The 18,483-nt window shown below is 71.1% G+C and carries 14 protein-coding genes; 4 read left to right on the top strand and 10 right to left on the bottom strand.

Features of this window, described 5'->3' with window-relative positions:
- Positions 1-218 precede the first annotated feature (218 nt).
- The 3 genes from zwf to AB0F62_RS13170 form a co-directional block, all read right to left on the bottom strand.
- A complete protein-coding gene (gene zwf / locus AB0F62_RS13180) occupies positions 219-1,676 on the bottom strand; it encodes a glucose-6-phosphate dehydrogenase (protein ID WP_361796497.1) in 1,458 nt (485 codons plus the stop codon).
- 7 nt (positions 1,677-1,683) lie between these two features.
- A complete protein-coding gene (gene gnd, locus AB0F62_RS13175) occupies positions 1,684-2,697 on the bottom strand; it encodes a phosphogluconate dehydrogenase (NAD(+)-dependent, decarboxylating) (protein WP_361796676.1) in 1,014 nt (337 codons plus the stop codon).
- Positions 2,698-3,216: 519 nt separating this feature from the next.
- Complete coding sequence (locus AB0F62_RS13170) at positions 3,217-4,308, bottom strand: MerR family transcriptional regulator (RefSeq protein ID WP_361796494.1); 1,092 nt, start codon at positions 4,306-4,308, stop codon at positions 3,217-3,219.
- Positions 4,309-4,574: 266 nt separating this feature from the next.
- On the opposite strand from AB0F62_RS13170, the gene AB0F62_RS13165 reads away from it, so the two are divergent.
- The 3 genes from AB0F62_RS13165 (at position 4,575) to AB0F62_RS13155 (ending at position 7,665) form a co-directional block, all read left to right on the top strand.
- A complete protein-coding gene (locus AB0F62_RS13165) occupies positions 4,575-5,417 on the top strand; it encodes an endonuclease/exonuclease/phosphatase family protein (RefSeq protein ID WP_361796491.1) in 843 nt (280 codons plus the stop codon).
- A 199-nt stretch (positions 5,418-5,616) separates the two neighbouring features.
- Positions 5,617-5,808 (top strand): hypothetical protein, encoded by a 192-nt coding sequence (locus AB0F62_RS13160; RefSeq protein WP_361796488.1) that lies wholly within the window; start codon positions 5,617-5,619, stop codon positions 5,806-5,808.
- 27 nt (positions 5,809-5,835) lie between these two features.
- Positions 5,836-7,665 (top strand): HEXXH motif domain-containing protein, encoded by a 1,830-nt coding sequence (locus AB0F62_RS13155; protein ID WP_361796485.1) that lies wholly within the window; start codon positions 5,836-5,838, stop codon positions 7,663-7,665.
- Between the two features lie 4 nt (positions 7,666-7,669).
- Here the strand turns inward: AB0F62_RS13155 and fxsT are convergent, their stop codons facing one another.
- The 7 genes from fxsT to AB0F62_RS13120 form a co-directional block, all read right to left on the bottom strand.
- Positions 7,670-12,106: an FxSxx-COOH system tetratricopeptide repeat protein gene (gene fxsT / locus AB0F62_RS13150; RefSeq protein ID WP_361796482.1), complete on the bottom strand. Its 4,437-nt coding sequence runs from the start codon at positions 12,104-12,106 to the stop codon at positions 7,670-7,672.
- A complete protein-coding gene (locus AB0F62_RS13145; RefSeq protein WP_361796673.1) occupies positions 12,061-13,161 on the bottom strand; it encodes a MoxR family ATPase in 1,101 nt (366 codons plus the stop codon). The genes fxsT and AB0F62_RS13145 overlap by 46 nt, the downstream gene beginning before the upstream one ends.
- Before the next feature lie 20 nt (positions 13,162-13,181).
- Complete coding sequence (locus AB0F62_RS13140; protein WP_361796479.1) at positions 13,182-14,675, bottom strand: hypothetical protein; 1,494 nt, start codon at positions 14,673-14,675, stop codon at positions 13,182-13,184.
- A complete protein-coding gene (locus AB0F62_RS13135) occupies positions 14,672-15,676 on the bottom strand; it encodes a trypsin-like peptidase domain-containing protein (RefSeq protein ID WP_361796476.1) in 1,005 nt (334 codons plus the stop codon). The genes AB0F62_RS13140 and AB0F62_RS13135 overlap by 4 nt, the downstream gene beginning before the upstream one ends.
- A 72-nt stretch (positions 15,677-15,748) precedes the next feature.
- Positions 15,749-16,072 carry a CU044_2847 family protein gene (locus AB0F62_RS13130; protein WP_361796473.1) on the bottom strand — a complete coding sequence of 108 codons (324 nt, stop codon included), beginning with the start codon at positions 16,070-16,072 and terminating at the stop codon, positions 15,749-15,751.
- A 94-nt stretch (positions 16,073-16,166) separates the two neighbouring features.
- Positions 16,167-17,051, bottom strand: a complete 885-nt coding sequence (locus AB0F62_RS13125) for a metallophosphoesterase (protein WP_361796470.1) — start codon at positions 17,049-17,051, stop codon at positions 16,167-16,169.
- Between the two features lie 70 nt (positions 17,052-17,121).
- Positions 17,122-17,625, bottom strand: coding sequence for a hypothetical protein (locus tag AB0F62_RS13120; protein WP_361796467.1), 504 nt, complete (start codon positions 17,623-17,625; stop codon positions 17,122-17,124).
- A gap of 407 nt (positions 17,626-18,032) precedes the next feature.
- Between AB0F62_RS13120 and AB0F62_RS13115 the strand changes: the two genes are divergently transcribed.
- Positions 18,033-18,335 (top strand): hypothetical protein, encoded by a 303-nt coding sequence (locus tag AB0F62_RS13115; RefSeq protein ID WP_361796464.1) that lies wholly within the window; start codon positions 18,033-18,035, stop codon positions 18,333-18,335.
- Positions 18,336-18,483: the final 148 nt, after the last annotated feature.

Below are 18,483 nucleotides of genomic sequence, written 5' to 3'. Positions count from 1 at the left end.
AGGATGGCGCCGTCGGGGCCACGGTGGGTGCGCGCGCCGACAGCGATGGCGGCCCCTGACGGGTGGCCGTGACCGACCGCACCGCCGCCCTCGGCCACGGGGAGTCCACCCCCCTGGCCGGGGCGGGATTCCCGCCGGTGATGCCCGCCGCGGCCGTCTGCCGAGGCCCGGCCTCCGGCCTCCGTCTTCCGCACCCCGGGCAGCCGACCGCCCGCCGGTCACGTGTGATGGGGCAGGCTCCAGTGGTACGGCGCGATCAGCCGGCGGACGCTGTCCGGGCCCCAGGAGCCCGGGGCGTACGGCTCGACCGGGGGCGGGTTCTCCAGCAGGGGGGTCGACGCCTCCCACAGGCGCTCGATGCCGTCGGAGCGGGTGAACAGCGACTGGTCGCCCAGCATTGCGTCCAGCAGGAGGCGTTCGTAGCCCTCCAGCGCGTGCATCGCGTTGAAGGAGTCGGCGTAGCTGAAGACCATCTCCGCCGTGCTCAGGCACATGGCGGGGCCCGGTTCCTTCACCAGGAAGCGGGTGGTGATCCGGCCGGGATCGTCGAAGTCGATCACCAGCGCGTTGCTCCGGGCCCCGGCACGGCCCCGTGCGGCCAGCGGGAACATGCGCAGGGCCGGTTCGCGGAAGCCGAGGGTCACGACGTGCCGCGCCTCGCTGAGGGACTTGCCGGAGCGCAGGTAGAAGGGCACCCCGGCCCAGCGCCAGTTGTCGATCCCGACGCGCAGCGCCACGAAGGTCTCGGTGTCCGACCGGGGATCCACGCCCGGCTCGGCGCGGTATCCCTCGTACTGCCCGCGCACGACATGGGCCGGGTCGACGGGCTGCAGCGACTCGAAGACCTTCTCCTTCTCGTCCCGCAGGGACCGTGCCTCAAGCGCTGTGGGCGGCTCCATGGCGAGGAATCCCAGGATCTGGAAGAGATGCGTGACGATCATGTCGCGGAAGGTGCCGGTGCCCTCGAAGAACTGCGCGCGGCCCTCGATGCTGATGCTCTCCGGCACGTCGATCTGCACATGACTGATGTGGTCGCGGTTCCAGATCGGCTCGAAGAGGCCGTTGGCGAAACGGAGGGCGAGGATGTTGTCGACCGACTCCTTGCCGAGGAAGTGGTCGATGCGGAACACCTGCGACTCGTCGAAGACGGCGTGGACCGACGCGTTGAGCGCGCGGGCCGAGGCGAGGTCCGTGCCGAAGGGCTTCTCCACGATCACCCGGGCGCCTTCGGCGAGGCCGGTCTCCCCGAGGATCTCCACCACGGAGGCGAAGGCGCTCGGCGGCACCGCGAGGTGGAACAGGCGCCGCGGGCTGCCCCCGATGGCCTGCTCGGCCTCCCGTACGGCCGCGAGCAGCGGCTCGGCGGCGCCGGCATCGCACGCGCCGAACGACAGCGCGGCCTCGAACTCCTGCCACGCGCGGCCCTCGGGCTTCGACCGGCCGAATTCGGCGACCGCCTCCCGCGCGTGCTTGCGGAAGTCCTCGTCGCTCAGCGCGCTCTGCGCCGGCGCCGAGCCGACGATCCGGTAGCGGGCCGGCAGCAGCCCCGCCTTGGCCAGGTGGAACAGTCCGGGCAGCAGCTTGCGGCGGGCGAGGTCACCGGTCGCACCGAACAGCACGACCACATGGTCGTCGGGGACCGGACCGTGACTCGGCGAGGGGGAACGGTGGGCCATGGCGCCTTCACCCGCTCTTCTCGGCGTGGCCGCCGAACTCGCCGCGCATCGCCGACAGCACCTTGTCGCCGAACTCGCCGAGTCCCCGCGACGCGTACCGCTCGGCCAGTGAGGCGCTGATGACGGGGGCGGGCACGCTCTCGTCGATCGCCGCCTGGACCGTCCAGCGGCCCTCGCCGGAGTCCGAGACCCGGCCGGTGAACTGGTCCAGTTGCGGTGAGCGGGCGAGCGCGTCGGCGACGAGGTCGACCAGCCAGGAGCCGATCACGGAGCCGCGCCGCCACACCTCGGCGACCTCGGCCACGTCGATCTCGTACTGGTACGCCTCGGGCTCGCGCAGTGGCGCGGTCTCGGCGTCGACGGCCCTGCGGCCCAGGCCCGCGTCCGCGTGCCGGATGATGCTGAGGCCTTCGGCGATGGCGGCCATCATCCCGTACTCCACCCCGTTGTGGACCATCTTCACGAAGTGGCCGGCGCCGCTCGGCCCGCAGTGGAGGTAGCCCTCCGGCGCGGTCCCGTCGGTCCGGGTCCTGCCGGGCGTGGGTTCGACGTTCCCGCGGCCGGGGGCGATGGTGCGGAAGATCGGGTCCAGCCGCGCCACCGGCTCGTCCTCGCCGCCGATCATGAGGCAGTAGCCGCGGTCGAGCCCCCAGACGCCACCGGACGTGCCGCAGTCGACGTAGTGGATCCGCCGCGGGGCGAGCTGCCGGGCGCGCGCCATGTCGTCGCGGTAGTACGAGTTGCCGCCGTCGATGACGGTGTCGTCGGGTTCCAGCAGGGCGGTCAGCTCGTCGAGCGTTGACTGCACCACCCCCGCCGGGACCATCAGCCACACATTCCGGGGCGGTTCCAGCTTCTCCACGAAGTCCCGGAGGGAGCCGGTGGCCGTCGCCCCCTCCTTCTCCAACTCCAGTACGGCGTCGCGATTGAGGTCGTGCACGACGCAGTGATGGCCGTCGCGCATGAGGCGGCGTACGAGATTGGCGCCCATCCGGCCGAGGCCGATCATGCCGAGCTGCATGGGTGTGTCAGTGGCCATAGTCGGTCTCACCGTTCCTCGGCGGCCACCTCGGGCCGAAGGTCTTGTTGTCCGGCCGGAAGGACGGGCGGGTGACCGCCTCCCGTCCATCCGGGCGCGCGTTCGGGGGCTCGCGACGGGAGGCCAGAGGTGCGGCCACGCCGCGGGCGACTCCATGGGAATCTACCCATTCGTGATATTCGGGGCGAACGGGGGAGTGGTGCGCGCCCGACCGGGTGCGAGGCCGCGGCTCGCGCTGACCTGCGATGCCCCCCTCCGCGCCGGGGGCCCGTCCCGTGAGGGGCGGCCCCGCCGCACTGCGCCGTCCCGGTGACGTGCCGGCCGTACCCCGCCGTGTGCCGCGTGTGGTCCCCGGTCGCTCGTTCCGCCCGGGCGGGCGTGGCGGTCCTCCGGCTCACCCGTGCGTCGTCTCCGGTACCGGAGTACCCCGGCACCGCGGTGGTGTACGTCGCGGGGGCCCGGGTGCCGGGACACCCCGGTCCGCGTCCGGTCCATGTCCGGTCAGTCCTCCAGACGGACGGGCATCAGGAGCGAGAAGACGTCCTCGGTGTCGGTCCGGCGGATCGCCAGGGGCGCCGTCGGGGCGCCGAACTCCAGGATCAGCCGGTCCCGGGCTCCGGCGGCGAGGGCGTCCAGCAGGAACGCGCGATTGACGGCGACGGCGACGGCGCCCTGGCGGTCGTCCCCGTCCTCGCAGACGAGCACCGTGCCGTCGTCCGCGACCCTGAGCACGCTGATGTCGCCGGGCACGCCGTCCTGCTCGCGCACCTCGCCGGCGCGGACGGGGCCCGTTTCCAGCGCCGTCCGGAAGGCCGGGACCTCGACCCGCACACGCCTCCCTGCCGGCAGGCGGAGGAGGCGGCGGTAGTCGGGGAAGTCGTGGGCGAGGCACCGGCCCGCCACCTGACGGTCCCCCGCCTCCAGGGCCACGCGGTCCCCGTCCACGGTGAACAGGACGTCCGCGTCGTCGATCAGCAGCGCCCGCATGGCGTCGGCGAGCGGGGACGGCACGATGACCTGCGTACGGGGCCCGCCGTGGCCGGTGACGCCGGCCTGCGCGACCGCCATCCGGTACCGGTCGGTGGCCACGACGTGGAGCGTCCCGCCCTCGATGTCGAACAGGACTCCGCCGAGCATCGGCAGCTCGGGGTCGGCACCGGCCGCGAAGCGGACCGCGTCCAGCGCCGCGGCGAGCTCGGGCGCGGAGACGGTCGACCGGACGGCGCCGGCGGTGGGGGACAAGGCCATGGGGATCTCCCTGCGTTCGAGTAGCGCTCGGATCGCGGAGAACTCCATACGGGCATCGGACAGGCCCCGTTCGAGACGGCGCAGGTGCGCCTGAAGGAGCTTGCGCACCAGGGCGGTGTCCTCGCCGGACCAGCCGGCCAGTACCAGCCGGATGTCCGCCAGCGGCATGCCGGCCCGCCGCAGCCGCGCCAGCAGCCGGGCGTCGTCGAGTTGCTCGGGGCCGTACCAGCGGTAGCCGCTCACGGGGTCCACCCAGGCCGGGACCAGCACACCGGCACCGTCGTAGAACCGCAGCGCGCTCACGCTCAGTCCGCTGTCCCGGGCCATCTCCCCGATGCTGCGCATCTCACTCTCCACACCGAGCACTCTGGCCCCTCCACCAACTCGAGGGTCAACTCCGGCCGGTGTGCGGGACTCCGCCGTGGATCGGGCCGGCGGACGGCGGTACAGGTGGAAGTGGCCCAACGCGCCCCCGGAGTGGGGGTGTCGGGTGACGTCCGGCTTCGGACACCGGGAGGGGAGGCGTTCTTCATCTGCGGGTCACGCGCCCGCCAGGGGGCCGGACCATGATCGTGAACGTTCTGGGCACCCGTACCACAGGAGGATCCGTCATGCTGCGACGCAGCCTGTCCGCTCTCGCCGCCGTTGTCGCGCTCACCGGCACCGCCACGGCCACCGGGATCGGCCACGCCTCGGCCGCCGACGCGCCGGGTCCCCGGGTGCTCGACGTGATGACGTTCAACATCCACCACGCCCAGGGCACCGACGACGTGCTCGACGTCCAGCGCGTCGCGGACGTGGTGCGCAGGAGCGGCGCCGACGTGGTCGGGCTGCAGGAGGTCGACAACCACTACTCCGCGCGCAGCGACTGGGCCGACCAGGCCGCGGAACTGGCGAAGTCGCTCGGCTACCACGTGGTGTTCGGCGCCAACATCGACAAGGAGCCCCCCACCCCCGGCGGGCACCGGATCCAGTACGGCACCGCGATCCTGTCCCGCTACCCGATCACCGCGTCCGACAACACCTGGCTGTTCAAGTCGCCCGGGCAGGAGCAGCGGGGGCTGCTGCACGCCACGATCGACGTCCACGGCAAGGACGTGCACGTCTACAACACGCACCTGGCCGCCAGTTCGCAGACCGACCGGCTGGAGCAGACCCCGCAGATCGTCGATCTGATAGGCAAGACCAAGCCGGCCATCCTCGTCGGGGACTTCAACGCGCTGCCGGCCGCGCCGGAGTCCCAGCCGCTGCAGACCTCCTACACGGACGCCTGGGCCACGTCCCTGCACGGGCGCGGTGACGGGGCGACCTACCCCGCCGAGGCCCCGACCGAGCGGATCGACGCCATCTACACCACCAAGCGCGTCACCCCGCTCGTCACGCGCGTCGTGCAGGCCGACCCGACGGCCTCCGACCACCTCCCCCTGATCAGCAAGGTCCTCGTCAACCCCTGACCGGTGCCGGCGGCGGGCGATGGCACGGACCACCGCCCGCCGCCCGCCACGAAACGACCGCGATGCTCCGCCGACACGAGAACACGACGCACAGCGCCGTGAGGTGAAGCAGAGGCCTCCGGGTGACGCGAGGCGCCTCGTTCCGGGGCCGTGGCAAGTGGGTCTTCCCCAGAGGACACGCTTCGGTCACCATGGGGGCATGACGTACACGGAGGGAAGTGCCGAGAGCCTGCAGTCAGCACTCATCGACCTGTCGGGCATATCCTTGGACGAGTTCGACGAGGTGCGCGGCCTCCCCCGCGCGCTCGCGGTACTGCAGGGCCAAGTGGCCCATATCGCTGCTCCGTTGTGCGAGGGCAGCATGGCGGCCATGTGCGGCGGCGCCCGATGAAGGGCCTTCTGCGTCCGTCCGTGACTTTTGATCACACCTGACGCCTATCGGATCCACCGGAAGACGCTCGTCGGAGTCGCCGTCGGCGACCTGAGCGAGGCGGACATCGCCCTGCTGCGGTCAGCTCAGCGAAGCCGCCTGCTCCTGGCGCTCAAGGCGATCCTCGAGCTTGCCGGACATCCCGAGGGCGGATGGCCGCACGGGACTCCTCCGACCCGTCCCGCCGCCGCGTGGGCGTTGCTCGGTACCGCACAGCGACGCGATCCGCATGCCGTCGAGGCGGTGCTCGAGGACCCGGCCGTGGGCGCCTGGGCGTTCCAACTGCTGCGGCAGCTCGCACACGGCGTGGTCGCCGCCCCATCGGACGCCCCGTCATGGGCGGGCGCGACGATGCTGGGTTCCCTGGCCGCGGCTGCCGCGATCCGGGCCGGTATGCGCTGCACGCTGCGGGTCCCCGCGCGCGGCGGGCGGCTGTGGCTGCCGTCCCTCGGCCTCACCGGGAGCGTGGGACGGGGGGACTGGGCCGTCGTCGGTGTGGAGTGCGGCCACGACGGGACGGTGGTCTTCGGGGACAGCGGCTCGGTGCGCATGCCCGAGGACGTCATGACCCCGGCCGAGGGGTGGTCACCGCTGCCGGAGGTCGGCTTCCCGATGCCGGGGTCGGCGCGGCCCACCGTGCTGGACCATCTGTCGCCCTACCGGGACTTCCGGTCCTTGCGCGACGCCACGGAACTCCCGGTGTCCGCGGTCGAGGAATGGCGGTCGCAATTCCGGTGCGCGTACGAGTTGCTGCGGCGCACCGACACGCGGGCGCACCGGGCGGTCGCCTCCACCGTCCGCTCCGTGGTCCCCGTCGAGGGCGCCCGTGGCCTGCTGGTCGTCAGTGCGTCCGTCCCGGACGCCTACGGGGCCATCACCATGTCGTTCACCTCCGACGCGCCCACCATGGCCGCCACGCTCATCCACGAGGCGCGGCACCAGTTGCTGACGGCCCTCGGGGATCTGACTCCGCTCTTCGTTCCGGTGCGTGAGGGCCCGGAACCCCTGTACTTCGCCCCCTGGCGGGAGGATCCGCGCCCCCTGCGCGGACTTCTCTACGGAGCCCACGCGTTCGCCGGCATGACCGCGTTCTGGCGTCGGCGACGACACGCCGGCGACCCGCGGGCCGACTTCGAATTCGCCCTCCACCGGTGGCAGTTGCGCATGGCCCTGGTCGCTCTGCACAACGCGGTCGGGCTCACCGAGGCCGGGGGACGGATCGTCACCGCCCTGACGGAATCCGTCGCCGCATGGTGGGACGAGCCCGTGCGGGGGCTGCCCGCGAGGCTCGCGGAATTATGCTGCCGCGACACGCGCGCCACGTGGCGCGCGGCGAATCTGGCGGTGGACGAGTCCGGCGCCGACGCGCTGGCCCGACGCTGGCTCAGTGGCCGGCCCCCGCCCGCGGTCCTCCCCGCGGCCCGCATGCTCGCCGGCGGGCCGACCAGGGTCCGCGGAGGGGGCAGAACCTGGCTCGCCCGCCTGCGGCTCGCGGATCGAAGCGCATTCACGAAGGTACGTGCGGAACTCCAGGCGGGCGCCGCCCTTCCGGCGGGCACGCCCCAGGCCTCGGGCGCCGATGCGGCCCTGGTGGCCGAGGAGCACAAAGAGGCGGCGGCCGGCTATCGCAGGGAGGCTTCCGCTGTCGCGGCCTGCATCGGCATCGGCCTGGCAGCGGAAGCCCCCCGGACCCTTCTCGTGGAGCGCCCGGAACTCGTCCTGGCGCTCCACACCGCCCTGCTGCGCCGTGAGGTGCTGCCTCCGGGGCCGGACGAACTCGCGGAATGGCTCGGCGCCCGCCTCGGCGGCCAGGCCTAGCGCATCAGACGCCGAGCAGGTCGATGTCGCAGTTGGCCCGCTTGGAGTTCTCCGCGTCGAGGGTGGCTTGGTGCTCCGGCCCGTGGACGGTACGGAACAGGGCCAGTGCCCGGTCGTGCAGCTCCTGCGCCTCCCCGGGCTCGCCGAGGCGCTCGAGGTCGTACGACAGGTTCACCATGACGGCCAGGGTCGCGGGGTGGCTGCCGCCGCGGGATTCGGTGCTGAGGGTCAGGAGCGCGGTGTCCATCGTGCGTGCCTCCTCGAACTCACCCACGGCGAAGTGGTCACTGGCCAGGTTGGTCCGGGCCAGGAGCGTGCGGGGGTGGTCCGGGCTGAGCACCCGGCTGAGGCCGTCCACCGCCGAGTGGTCCAGGTCGTGGGCCTCGGAGACCTGGCCCAGCAGGCGCAGGGTGACCGCGAGATTGGTGGCGGTGGCGTACGTGTGGGGGTGTTCGGCCCCGAGTAGTGCCTTGCACTTGTTCATCGCGGCCCGGCCGAGCTCCGCGGCCTTGTCGAGGCTGCCCGTCTGGCGCAGGTCGGTCGCGTGGTTGAGCGAGGCCCGCACCGTTTCCAGCGAGTTTTCGCCCGCCTTCTCGCGGAGCACTTTCAGCGCCATGCCGGAGAGGTCCAGCGCGGCCTGGTGGTCGCCCAGTTTGCGCAGGGTGACCGAGAGTTCGCGGGTGGCCCGGATGGTCATGTCGTGTTCCGGGCCGAGACGTGCGAGTGCCAGGTCCCTGAGGTTGGCCAGCAGGGTCTTCGCCTCGTCACCGCGGCCGAGTTCCTGGAGGTCCAGGGCCATCTGGTACCGGCTGCTGAGGGTCGCCAGGTGGTCGTCTCCGAGGACCTCGACCCGCCGTTCGTAGGTGTCCTCGTCGAGTCGGTACGCCTCCGCGAATTGTCCCGCGAGGCGGAGGCTGACCGCGTAGTTGTGGGCGGACTGCAAGGTGCCCGGGTCGTCGGCGCCGAGTTCGCGGTGTGTCGTCTCGAACGCCTGCTGGTCCAGTTCGCTGGCCCGGTAGAAGTCGCCCCGCAGGCGGAGCAGGATCGCCAGCACGCTCAGCGCCCGCTGGGTCGTCTCGTTGCGCTCGCCCAGCACGCGCTGGCACCGGTCCACCAACTCGGCCTGGAGTTCGTACGCCTCGGTGTAGCGGTTCTGCCAGCGCAGGGCCAGCGCCCTCACCTGGTCGATGGCGATCACGTGCTCGTGGTCGTCGCCCAGCGAACGACGCCAGATGGCCGCCGCCTCGTCGGCGACCTGCAGCGCCTCCACGTAGTCACTGCGCTCCTGGAGGAAACGCGCTTCGTTGAGGACCAACTGCCGGGCCCAGCCGTCCTCGCATTCCACCATCCTGGTGGCCCGGACGTGCGGCAGCAGTGCCGAATAGCGGGGCCAGGCCTCGGGGAGTCCCGGATTCCTCGGATCGGCGTTGGCGAGGATCTCGTGCGCGTAGTGGCGCATCTCGGCCCGCTCTTGCGGGTTCATCTGTTCGACGAGGACGCGCTGCACGAGCCGGTGGACCTGAATGGTGGAATTGCGGTGGTCGATGCGCGCCAAGGCGTAGCGGCCGATCTCCCGTACCGCCTGTGAGAGCTTGATGGGGTCGTCCAGCGCGGCCTTCAGCGCGGCGGGAGCGTTGACTCCGCGTACTGCCTCGAAAAACCCCCGGGAAATGGGTTCGGGGGCGAAGAAGGCGCAAATCTGCAGCAACTGCAGTGCGGCCGGGTGGTCTTCGCGGAGGCGGTCGAGGGAGACGTTCCAGGCCGCTGCCACGGGGAGGTCGTAATCGGGCGGAGGTGCCAGCTCCAGCAGTTCCGAGCACTTGGTCTCGAAGAGGTCCAGGTACTGATGGGCGGGCATTCCCGTCTCGGCGAGCCACACGGCTGCCTGTTCCACGGCAAGCGGCAGGTCGCCGAGGGCGTCGGCCAGCCGGTCGGCGGCCTCGTCTGGAATCTGCGGACTGCGTCGCTTGATCAGCGCGACGCTTTCCGAACGTGTGAACACATCGACCTCTAGTGAGCTGGCCAAAGTCGACCACTGTGAGTTTCGGGAAGTTACCAAGACGCGCCCCGGACCGTCATGAGGGAAGAATTGCCGGACCTCATGCGGGTTCTCCGCGTTGTCGAACACCAGGAGCCAGTTCGAGTAGGGTTGGCCCACCCGAAGCGCTTCCAGGACCGCGGGTACGGCGCTTCGGTCGGCGCCCACCCGCAATCCCATGTGTTCCCCGAGTTCGATGAGGGATTGCACAATCAGGTTGGTCTGTTCGGAGGGAATCCACCAGATGAGCTCGTAATCCCTGCCATGGCGGTACACGTATTCGATGGCGATCTGGGATTTGCCTACGCCTCCCATGCCGTGCAAGGCTTCGGGCAATACGGCGGTGGTTATTCCGGTGGCCAGCCGTTGGCGCAGCTTGGTGAGTTGTTCCTCGCGTCCCGTGAAATTCCTGTTGCGCAGCGGCAGGTTCGCGCCGATCCGCCTCGGATTGGGCGGGGCAGTCTGCGGCTGAACGCTCAAAGGGCCTGCGGACTGCTTCACGGGGGACGACACGGAACCTCCTGGGACTGCTGGCGAGGGCGACTCATCCGGAACCGTCGCAACGGCAGGCCGCAGCACGCGTTGCTCCAGCGTATCCGATCGGTCACCTAGTGTCACATTCATGTGGTGTTCCTCGCCGAGCAACTGGTCCAAATGATCGGCGCGGGCTTGATACGGACCTGACACCGCGGAAAGCGCGGTGCGCAAATGCTTGACGAAAGGCCTTGTTTGGTCCGTCAAAGGGGGGTCGGGGGCATCGGTCTGCCAGGCGACCAGGGCTTCCCCTCCCGAGATGGCCGATGCCAGTCGCGGGCCCAAATGCGTGGAGACATGGCGCAGGACGCCCAGCGTCTCCGCTCGCGTCCCGAGAGCGAGGAGCTCCTGTCTCACGCCTGCCGTGAAATCGAACGAGACCCGCTGGGCATCCTCGACGTCGTAGTCGTCGCGGACTCGTCGCAGCAGGCCGAACATCATGATTTCGGCGAGATTCCAGGTCCTCGCCTCCGGCAGCATTCGCTGCACCAGCCGCATGACGGGGAGATTGAGCGGAGCGGCGGCCAGCCGGCGAGCCAGTGTGAATGCGGTGGGCGAAGCCTTGGCCATGAAACGGCCGACCGTCTCACGCGCTCTGCCCTGCGAGGGCTCCTGCAGACAGACCCGCTGATCGGTCCGGGACTCGAGATCGCCGTTGATGCCCGTCAGCAGTGCGGCCATGGTGTGACGCCCGCCTGAGGAGGCGATCAGCCGTGCCCAGCGCCCCAGGGATCCCGGGGTGAGTTCCAGCAGGGGCACGGCCAGGGGCTGCGTGGCGTTCGGGTGAGGCGGATCGCCCAGCACCGACGCACTCGCGCCGATCCGGCGCGACCGGACGAGCCGGTTCGGGGCGGCCGCGGCCGGGACGGTGAGTTCCACCCGCACCGCCGTGGGAAGGGTGACATCCCAAACTTCCTGGGGCATCACGCTGAGGACGGCCGTCGGTGAGGATCGGGCCATCGAGTAGAGGAAGGCGGCGGCGTCGCCGTTGCGCCAGGACGGGGACACCGCGTCGGTGACCACGAGCACCACGCAGTCGGGACCGGGTGTACTGCGGCGCGCCGTGGCCCCCAGCCCGCGTATGCGCGCCCCCTTCTCCGCGATGCCGACGCGGGAGACGGTGATGGTTCGGAAGGCCGCCGTCTGCTCCAGCAATTGACGGAGCCGGCGGACGGTGTCCTGCCACAGGGCGAGCGACGGATGGTCGTCCACGATCAGGAGCAGTTCGAGCCTGCGCTCCCGGGCCGGGTGGCAGACCGGCAGCCACAGCCCGTCGGCCGCCGCGCGTTCCGCTGTGGCCGCCTCGTCCACCGTCCAGGCACCGGGAGAGGAGCGCCATAACCGCAGCGGACGCAGGGACCGGGCCAGGGCGAGATCGCCGGGCGATGTCGCCGAGGCCGGACGGTTGCCGGGCCCCGGCTCGTACCGGGGGGTGGCTGCCCAGAAGGAGGAGGCCTGGACGGACGCCCCGGGTCCCGCCGCTTCCCGGCGGCGCCACTCGGCCGAGTCGGCGGACGCCGACGCACGCCGCGCGGTCGGGGAAGTCCTCTCGCCGTCGTCCACGGGCTGCGTGGCGCCGCGGCCCGCGTCATCGGAATCGGCGCCGCTGTCCTCGGGCGCTCCGTCGTGCCGTGGAGTCTCCCGGGGCGGATCCTGAGGGCCGCTCTCCCGCCCCGTCGGGGACGGACGGGTTTCCGGGGAGCGCCGGGACCCCCAGTCCAGGTACGGGTAGGGAGCCGATGCGTCCCGCCACGCGGACAGGTACAGCGCGTCCAGTAATTCGCGTTGGGACGGGCGTGGCGACGGTCCCTCGTCCCGCCCGGTCACACGGTCCTCGTTCCGGGATCGGTCCCGAAGAGGGGGTGCCATGCCGTCTCGATGAACTCCGGGAGCGGGCCGGTCGGGTCGGCGTCGGGATCCGACATGGCCAGGTGGAGCGAGTTGAGGAACTGGTCCTTGGAGAGTCCGCCGCGCTGGCGGCTCCGCTCGAGGAACCGCGGGATCAGTTCGCCACCCCACTGCGTGGCGGCCTCACCGCCGAAGTGCGCGGTGAGGATGCCCTCGAGATCCTCCTCGTCGGGTTCGGGCATGTCGAGCAGGAGGCACCTGCGCAGGAACGCGGGCGGGAACTCGCGTTCGCTGTTGGAGGTCATGATCACGATGGGGAAGGCGCGGCAGGTGACCGAGCCGCCGGTGATCTCCGCCTCGCCCTCGGGGTCGTCCGTCAGGACCTTCACCGCCGGATGCCTGCGGCGGGCCCGGAGGAGTTCCGGGATCGAGTAGGAGCCCTCCTCGAAGACGCTGAGCAGATCGTTGGCCAGGTCGAGGTCGCTCTTGTCGAGCTCGTCGATCAGCAGCACCCGAGGCGCGGCGTACGGAAGGAGCGCCGTCCCGACCGGGCCGAGCTGGATGTAGTCGCCCACCCCAGGCGGCGCCGAACGGACCTCGGCGGAAGGGTCGTCACCCGCGGCCGCCCTGAGCGCCGCCGTGTCCTGGATACGACCGATCGCGTCGTACTCGTAGAGGCCCTGCTGGAGGGTGGTGCGGCTGGTGATGTGCCAGCGCAGGACACGCCCGAGGCGCAACTCGCGGCTGATGCGATAGGCGAGGCTGGACTTTCCCGTCCCGGGACGACCCGACACCAGGAGGGGCCGGCGCAGGAGGAGAGCGGTGTTCACCATCTTCGCCTCGTGGTCGGTGAAACCGGGGAAGCTCCGGGCCGGGGCGTGGTGCACGCCGAGCCGGCGGGTGATCTCGGCGTCGTCGTCGGGCGGTGGCGGGAGGACCGGACCGCCGTCGAAGGCCCTCCAGGGAGGGGGAGGGGGCAGGAGCGCGGCCAGACTCGTGTCGTGCAGCGGCCGACCGGTTCCGCGGTAGATCCACCAGCGCGGCGGTTGCCCGTCGTGCGTACCGGCACCGGGCACAGCGTCATCGTCAGGGCGAGTCACGAACTCTCCTCCCCATCGGTGGGAGGAACCGTTGATGTGCCCACGGGTGCGATGGGCATCCGGTTCGGATCATCCCAGAGCAGAGCGACATGGCGGCCGACCATCACATCGTTCTCAGGATCGCCGTCCGCGGCTGCGATGCGCAACGCCTTCACCACATCGGGTAATCCGCGGGGATCGTGGCGGTCCAGCAGGGACCGCAGGGCGGAGAGGAAACCGCGATCGCCATGACCTCTCCGGTCCCAGAGGACGACAGGGACCCCCGCTCTCAGTGCTTCCACCAGCTCGTCCTGGCTTCCGCGCGCCCCCGGTTCGTTCCGTGCGCCGGTGGGGGAGTCGCTGAGGACCACGACCGCGGGCGGAGGCTCCGAGAGGAGATGCGATCTGCCGTCCCCGGGGAACCAGTGCACACGACCGGCACGGCCGTGTGCGAAGGCGTCCCACCTCCGGCCCCAGCGGCCGTGGAGATCGCGTCGGCCGAGGCGGTCGAGACTGCGCACGACGACGTGGTGATCCTCCCCGAGCACACCGCCCACCCCTTGGAATGAAGTCTTGCGCCATCGTTCCACACTCAGGTCCAGGAGATCCCGGGGGAGTACGAACTCCAAGGCCAACTCGGTTCTGCGGTGGGCCACATCGCTCTCCGCCTCGAAGACCAAGTCGGCCACCTCCTTCTCGGCGTCGCGCAGCCTGATGCGGGAGTCCTCCCCCTTGACCCGCTCTCCCGGGTACACGCGCAGCCAGTGGCTCAGCAGGGCATCGCGTCCGGACGCGGGGTCCAGGTCGAGCAGCGGGCGGAGCTGGATGATCAGATAGTCCGACGGGTTCCATACGTCGATACGTCCGGACGCCGGGGCATCCTCAGCCGGCACGGCGGCCGGCTCCTCCTGACGGGCGGCGGCCGGCCGATAGGGATCGTGCTCCTCGGCCCAGTCCATGATGAGCCGCTGCCGTTCGACGTCCGCGCCCAGCGCGAGAAGCTGCTGCAGCACCTGGAAGCAGGGGAGTTGATCGCCCGGTCGCGCGTTCAGCGTCGCCGCGTGCAGGAAGACCGTCCACGGTTCGGTGCAGGGGACCGGGGCCGCGAACCGGCCCAAGGTGTGGAGGAAGGCGGTGTACCGCCGGTCGAGATCGGGGATGCGGATGCCGTCCAGCAACTCGAAGAGCCGCTCCCAGCTCTCGTCGTCCAGAAGCTCGACCTCCCAGGCGGCGGTGGCCACCTTCAGCTTCCGCATCGAGACCGAGTTCCCCTCGCGTATCTCCAGGGTCTCGATCAACCGCGCGATGCCGGCCGGTTCGGCGGAGAGTTCCTCCATGATCCTGAAGACGAGGCCCCGTTGGGACGTCCCGGCCGTGCTGTCCAGGGCCGGTCCCAGTTGCGGACAGAGCCGGTGCACGATCTGACGGAGTATCTCCGTGTCCCGCAGACAGCCGACTTCCGCCACCGCGTCGACCAGATATCTCGGTGGTACCCGTTCCGCGACCGTCATGGACCACCCCCCGATTCCGGCACGCCGGTGCAGCAGATCCGCTCCAGCACGCTTGCCGCGGTCCGGGCCGACACCGAGTCCCCACCCAGAGCGGACAGGGCCGCGCGCAGTGCCCGACATCCTTCGTGGTGGTCGGTGCACGCCTGGACCACCGCGTGGAGCTGCTGGCGGGGCCAGGGGTGGTCGCGGATGCCGCGGCGGACCGACGCGGGGAGCGCGTCCCGCAGCGCCCGGCCGGAGTCGTAGCCGATCTGCGGCACGTCCAAGAGGGCGTCGGCGAGTTCGTACTGCTCGGCCAGTGACGGCGGCGTACAGGTGCGGGGGGCCGGGAGCCGGGCGGCGCTCGAGAGGGGTGGCCACAGGCGGATGACGGTCTCGACCGGGAGCATCCACGCGACCTTCACCGCGCGGTCGGTGTGGGCGGCCGTGACGATACCGACGACCCGGCCCGGTTCCGGATCCCATACGGCCGCGCCGCTGAAACCGCGTTGCACCACGGCACCGGTGGTGCGCACTCCGTCCAGCTGGACCCACTCCGGACACGGCCCGCCGGCCCCGGTCAGCCGAGCCGTGGCGATGAGACCGGCGGGGGCGTCGCGGGGGTAACCGATGATCGCGACGTGCCGGCCGTAGGGGGTGGTGCCGGAAGCGAGAGGCAGGGGGCCGCAACCACGGGGGAGGCGGGGGTGGTCGTCGTCCAGGACGAGGACGGCGAAATCCGCGCTGTCGGTGAGCGGGACACCCGGGTCGACGCCGTCGAGCGGCGGGGCGGGCGACCAGGCCGCGGGCAGGGGACGGGCGGAGGCCGACCAGTCGCGGCCCGGCAGGTCGACGAGGAGGGGGCCTCCGGAAGGGCCGCCGACGGCGGCATCGACCACATGGGCACACGTCAGGACGTGGACACCGGTCGTCGCGGGAGCCTTGGGCGCCACCAGGACACCGGCTCCCCATAACTCGCCGTCTGTGGACAGTACGCGTACCTGACCTCGTTCAGGTCCCACAGCGATGGTCTCCCCCGAGCGTCACCGTCGTCCCGTGCATCCGCTGCGCCCAGTGTAGGAGGGCCGGCGGAATCAGGACTCCCCTCGACGCCACACCATGGCGACCTTGAGATGGCCTTCTCCTTCGGTGTGGGCGATGACAGCCCCCGCCTTGGCGTTGAAGCGCACACCGAACTCGACGCTTACCTCATCCGGTGGACGGGGCAGCGAGATCAGGCGGTCGAGTGTCGTCTCGGCCACCGCGCGGATCCGGTCCAGCCCGGTCTCCAGCGAGCCGGTGGCCTGCGCGATGGCGTCCCCGGCTCTGGAGACCGAGACCACGCCCGGCTCGTCCTCGCCGATCTCCACCACGGCTTCGCCGCCGTCCGCCGTCCGAAAACTGATCAGGCGTGTCACAGAGCTCCCCCTCGGTGCCGCTACGAACCGCCCACAGATCATGGCACCGTCACACGGTGGCCCGCGACCTTTCCGCGCAGTGGCCACCGCTCGATCAGGCACCGGGCCCCAGGCGGTCGATGATCGAGCGAAGCCGGTCGCGGTCGAGCTCGTACACCGTCTCGCCGGCCTGCGGGTCGCGTGCGTGGAGTACGTGGAACAGCGGGGCGTACGGGCCGCCGAGGTCCACGAGGGTCGCCGAGGCGCCGCGTACGGCCCGCTCGGTGCGCGGCACGGCGGTGAGGTCGACACGGCTGAGGACCCCCGCGGTCACCCACACCGGGACCGACGCGAGGTGGCCGAAGAGCTGCAGGTGGAAGTGGCCGCACAGGACGAGGCGCACATCCGTGCCGCGGACGGCCGCCGCCAGCTCGGCACCGTTCTGCAGTCCGAGGGTCCTTTGGACCTCGACGTCGAGGGTGACGGGCGGGTGGTGCAGGACCACCACGGAGCCGTGCGGGGCGGGCACGGCCAGGACCTCGCGGAGCCAGTCCAGTTGGCGGGCGCCGACCCTGCCGTACACCTTGCCGGGGACGAGCGAGTCGAGCGTGATGAAGCGGTATCCGCCGATCACGCTCGCCGCCGCCCGCTCGCCCTGCGGGGAGTCGACGAGGGCGGTCGCCAGATCGCCTCCGTCGACGCCCACATGGCCGCTGCCCAGCACATTGGCGAAGGCGCCGCGCTCGTCGTGGTTGCCGGTGCAGAACACCGCGGGGGCCCGTCTGCGCGCGGCGAACTCCCCGATCATCTCGCGCGCCGCTGTGTACGCCTCCGGCGAGCCGTCGTCCGCGACGTCCCCGCTGACGACGACGGCGCCGACGTCGGGGACCGCCTCCAGGTCGGTGAGCATCCTGCGCAGCGACTCCCTGGCGTTGACGCCGCGGGCGTTCGGCGCGTCGAAGGGGCCGATGTGGATGTCGGACAGGTGAAGGATCCGCATCCCGCCCACGGTACGCCGACGCTGACGGCACGTCAGTGGTGCCGATGCGGGCCCGCTCCGGCGGTGCCCGCTACTTCAGCGGCTCGAGGCAGAGGGTGAAGTCCCTGCCGGACCCGCCCTGGGTGTAGGTCTTGTACTGGTCGTCGCAGGAACCGTTCATGCCGGACTGCCGGTCCACGACCTTGAACTGGGCCTGGGAGTCCCCGCAGTCCACGATCTCGAACTTGGGATCGCCGACGGAGATCGGGCCGGTGGCCGTCGCGTTGCCGGCGTGCAGGCAGTCGCCCGCGTCCGCGGTCGAGGCACCCCCGAACCATATGGAGTAGCCGCCGTAGAGGAGGAAGCCGGCCAGGAGGACGCCGACGATGCCCCTGAACACGCCCTTGACGCTCACGCGGCGGACGGGGGCCGGAGCGCCGGGGCCGCCGTACGGGTTGCCGCCGGGGGCACCGTAAGGAGCCTGCGGGGGCTGGGAGTAGGGGTTGCCGCCGGGCGCCGGCTGGGAGTACGGGTTGGCGCCGGGTGCCGGCGGCTGGGAGTACGGGTTGGTGCCGGGCGGCGGCGGAGTGCTCATCGCGGTTCCCCCTGGATGTCGTAAAGGCAAGGTCAACTGGCCGGTGGAAGTTACCACTGGGATGTATGTGACGGGCGGGGACGGGGAGATCTGTGGCCTTGACGTGACACTCGGGCACGCCGCCCTGCGCCGGCAGGGGAGTGCGGGGACGGTTCCCGCGGGGATCGACGCGGACGCGCCGCCATCGGAACCGGGCGTGCCGAATTTGTCAAGCCCCGAATTTCAGGGGCGTGACGCGGTGCGCCGGGCCGGGGTTAATTGAGGCATGGCTTCACGCGGAGCAGGAACCCACCGGAATCATCCGGACGGCATCCGCGGAAGTTGAATTCCGCCCCGGCCGTAAGAGAAAACCGGCCGGACCGTGCGCCGAATTTCCATTCCGAAATCACTCACGAAGGAGAACGATCATGCCTCGCACACCTCGTACCCGACGTCTGGCGCTCTTCACCGCTTCCGCCGCCCTCGCTGCGGGAGGCGTGCTGATCCCCACCACCGCGTTCGCAGCCCCCGCGTCGGCGCAGTCCGGTGTCGTCGCCACGCAGGCGCCCCAGGAGGCCAAGGCCGCGAGCAATGGCGGCGGCTGCGGCTGGGACTCCGACTATGAATACTGGGAGTACACCGAGTACTACTACGACGACTACTACTACGACGACTACTACTACACGGACTGCTACGACTACGGGTACTACACGGATTGCTGGGTGTACTGAATTCCGCCCCCGGTCGGAGGCGGGGAATTACCCGGAATTCGATGTCCGTAGGACCGCAGGGCCGGGGGGGGGGGGGGGGGCCCCCCGCCCGCCCCCCGGGGGCGGGTGGGGGGGGGGGGGGGCGGGGGGCCCTGCGTGGTGGAGCACC

Origin of the sequence: Streptomyces sp. NPDC026673, from assembly GCF_040638135.1 — a bacterium.
Classification (GTDB): Bacteria; Actinomycetota; Actinomycetes; order Streptomycetales; family Streptomycetaceae; genus Actinacidiphila.
This window is presented reverse-complemented; position numbering and strand designations above follow the sequence as displayed.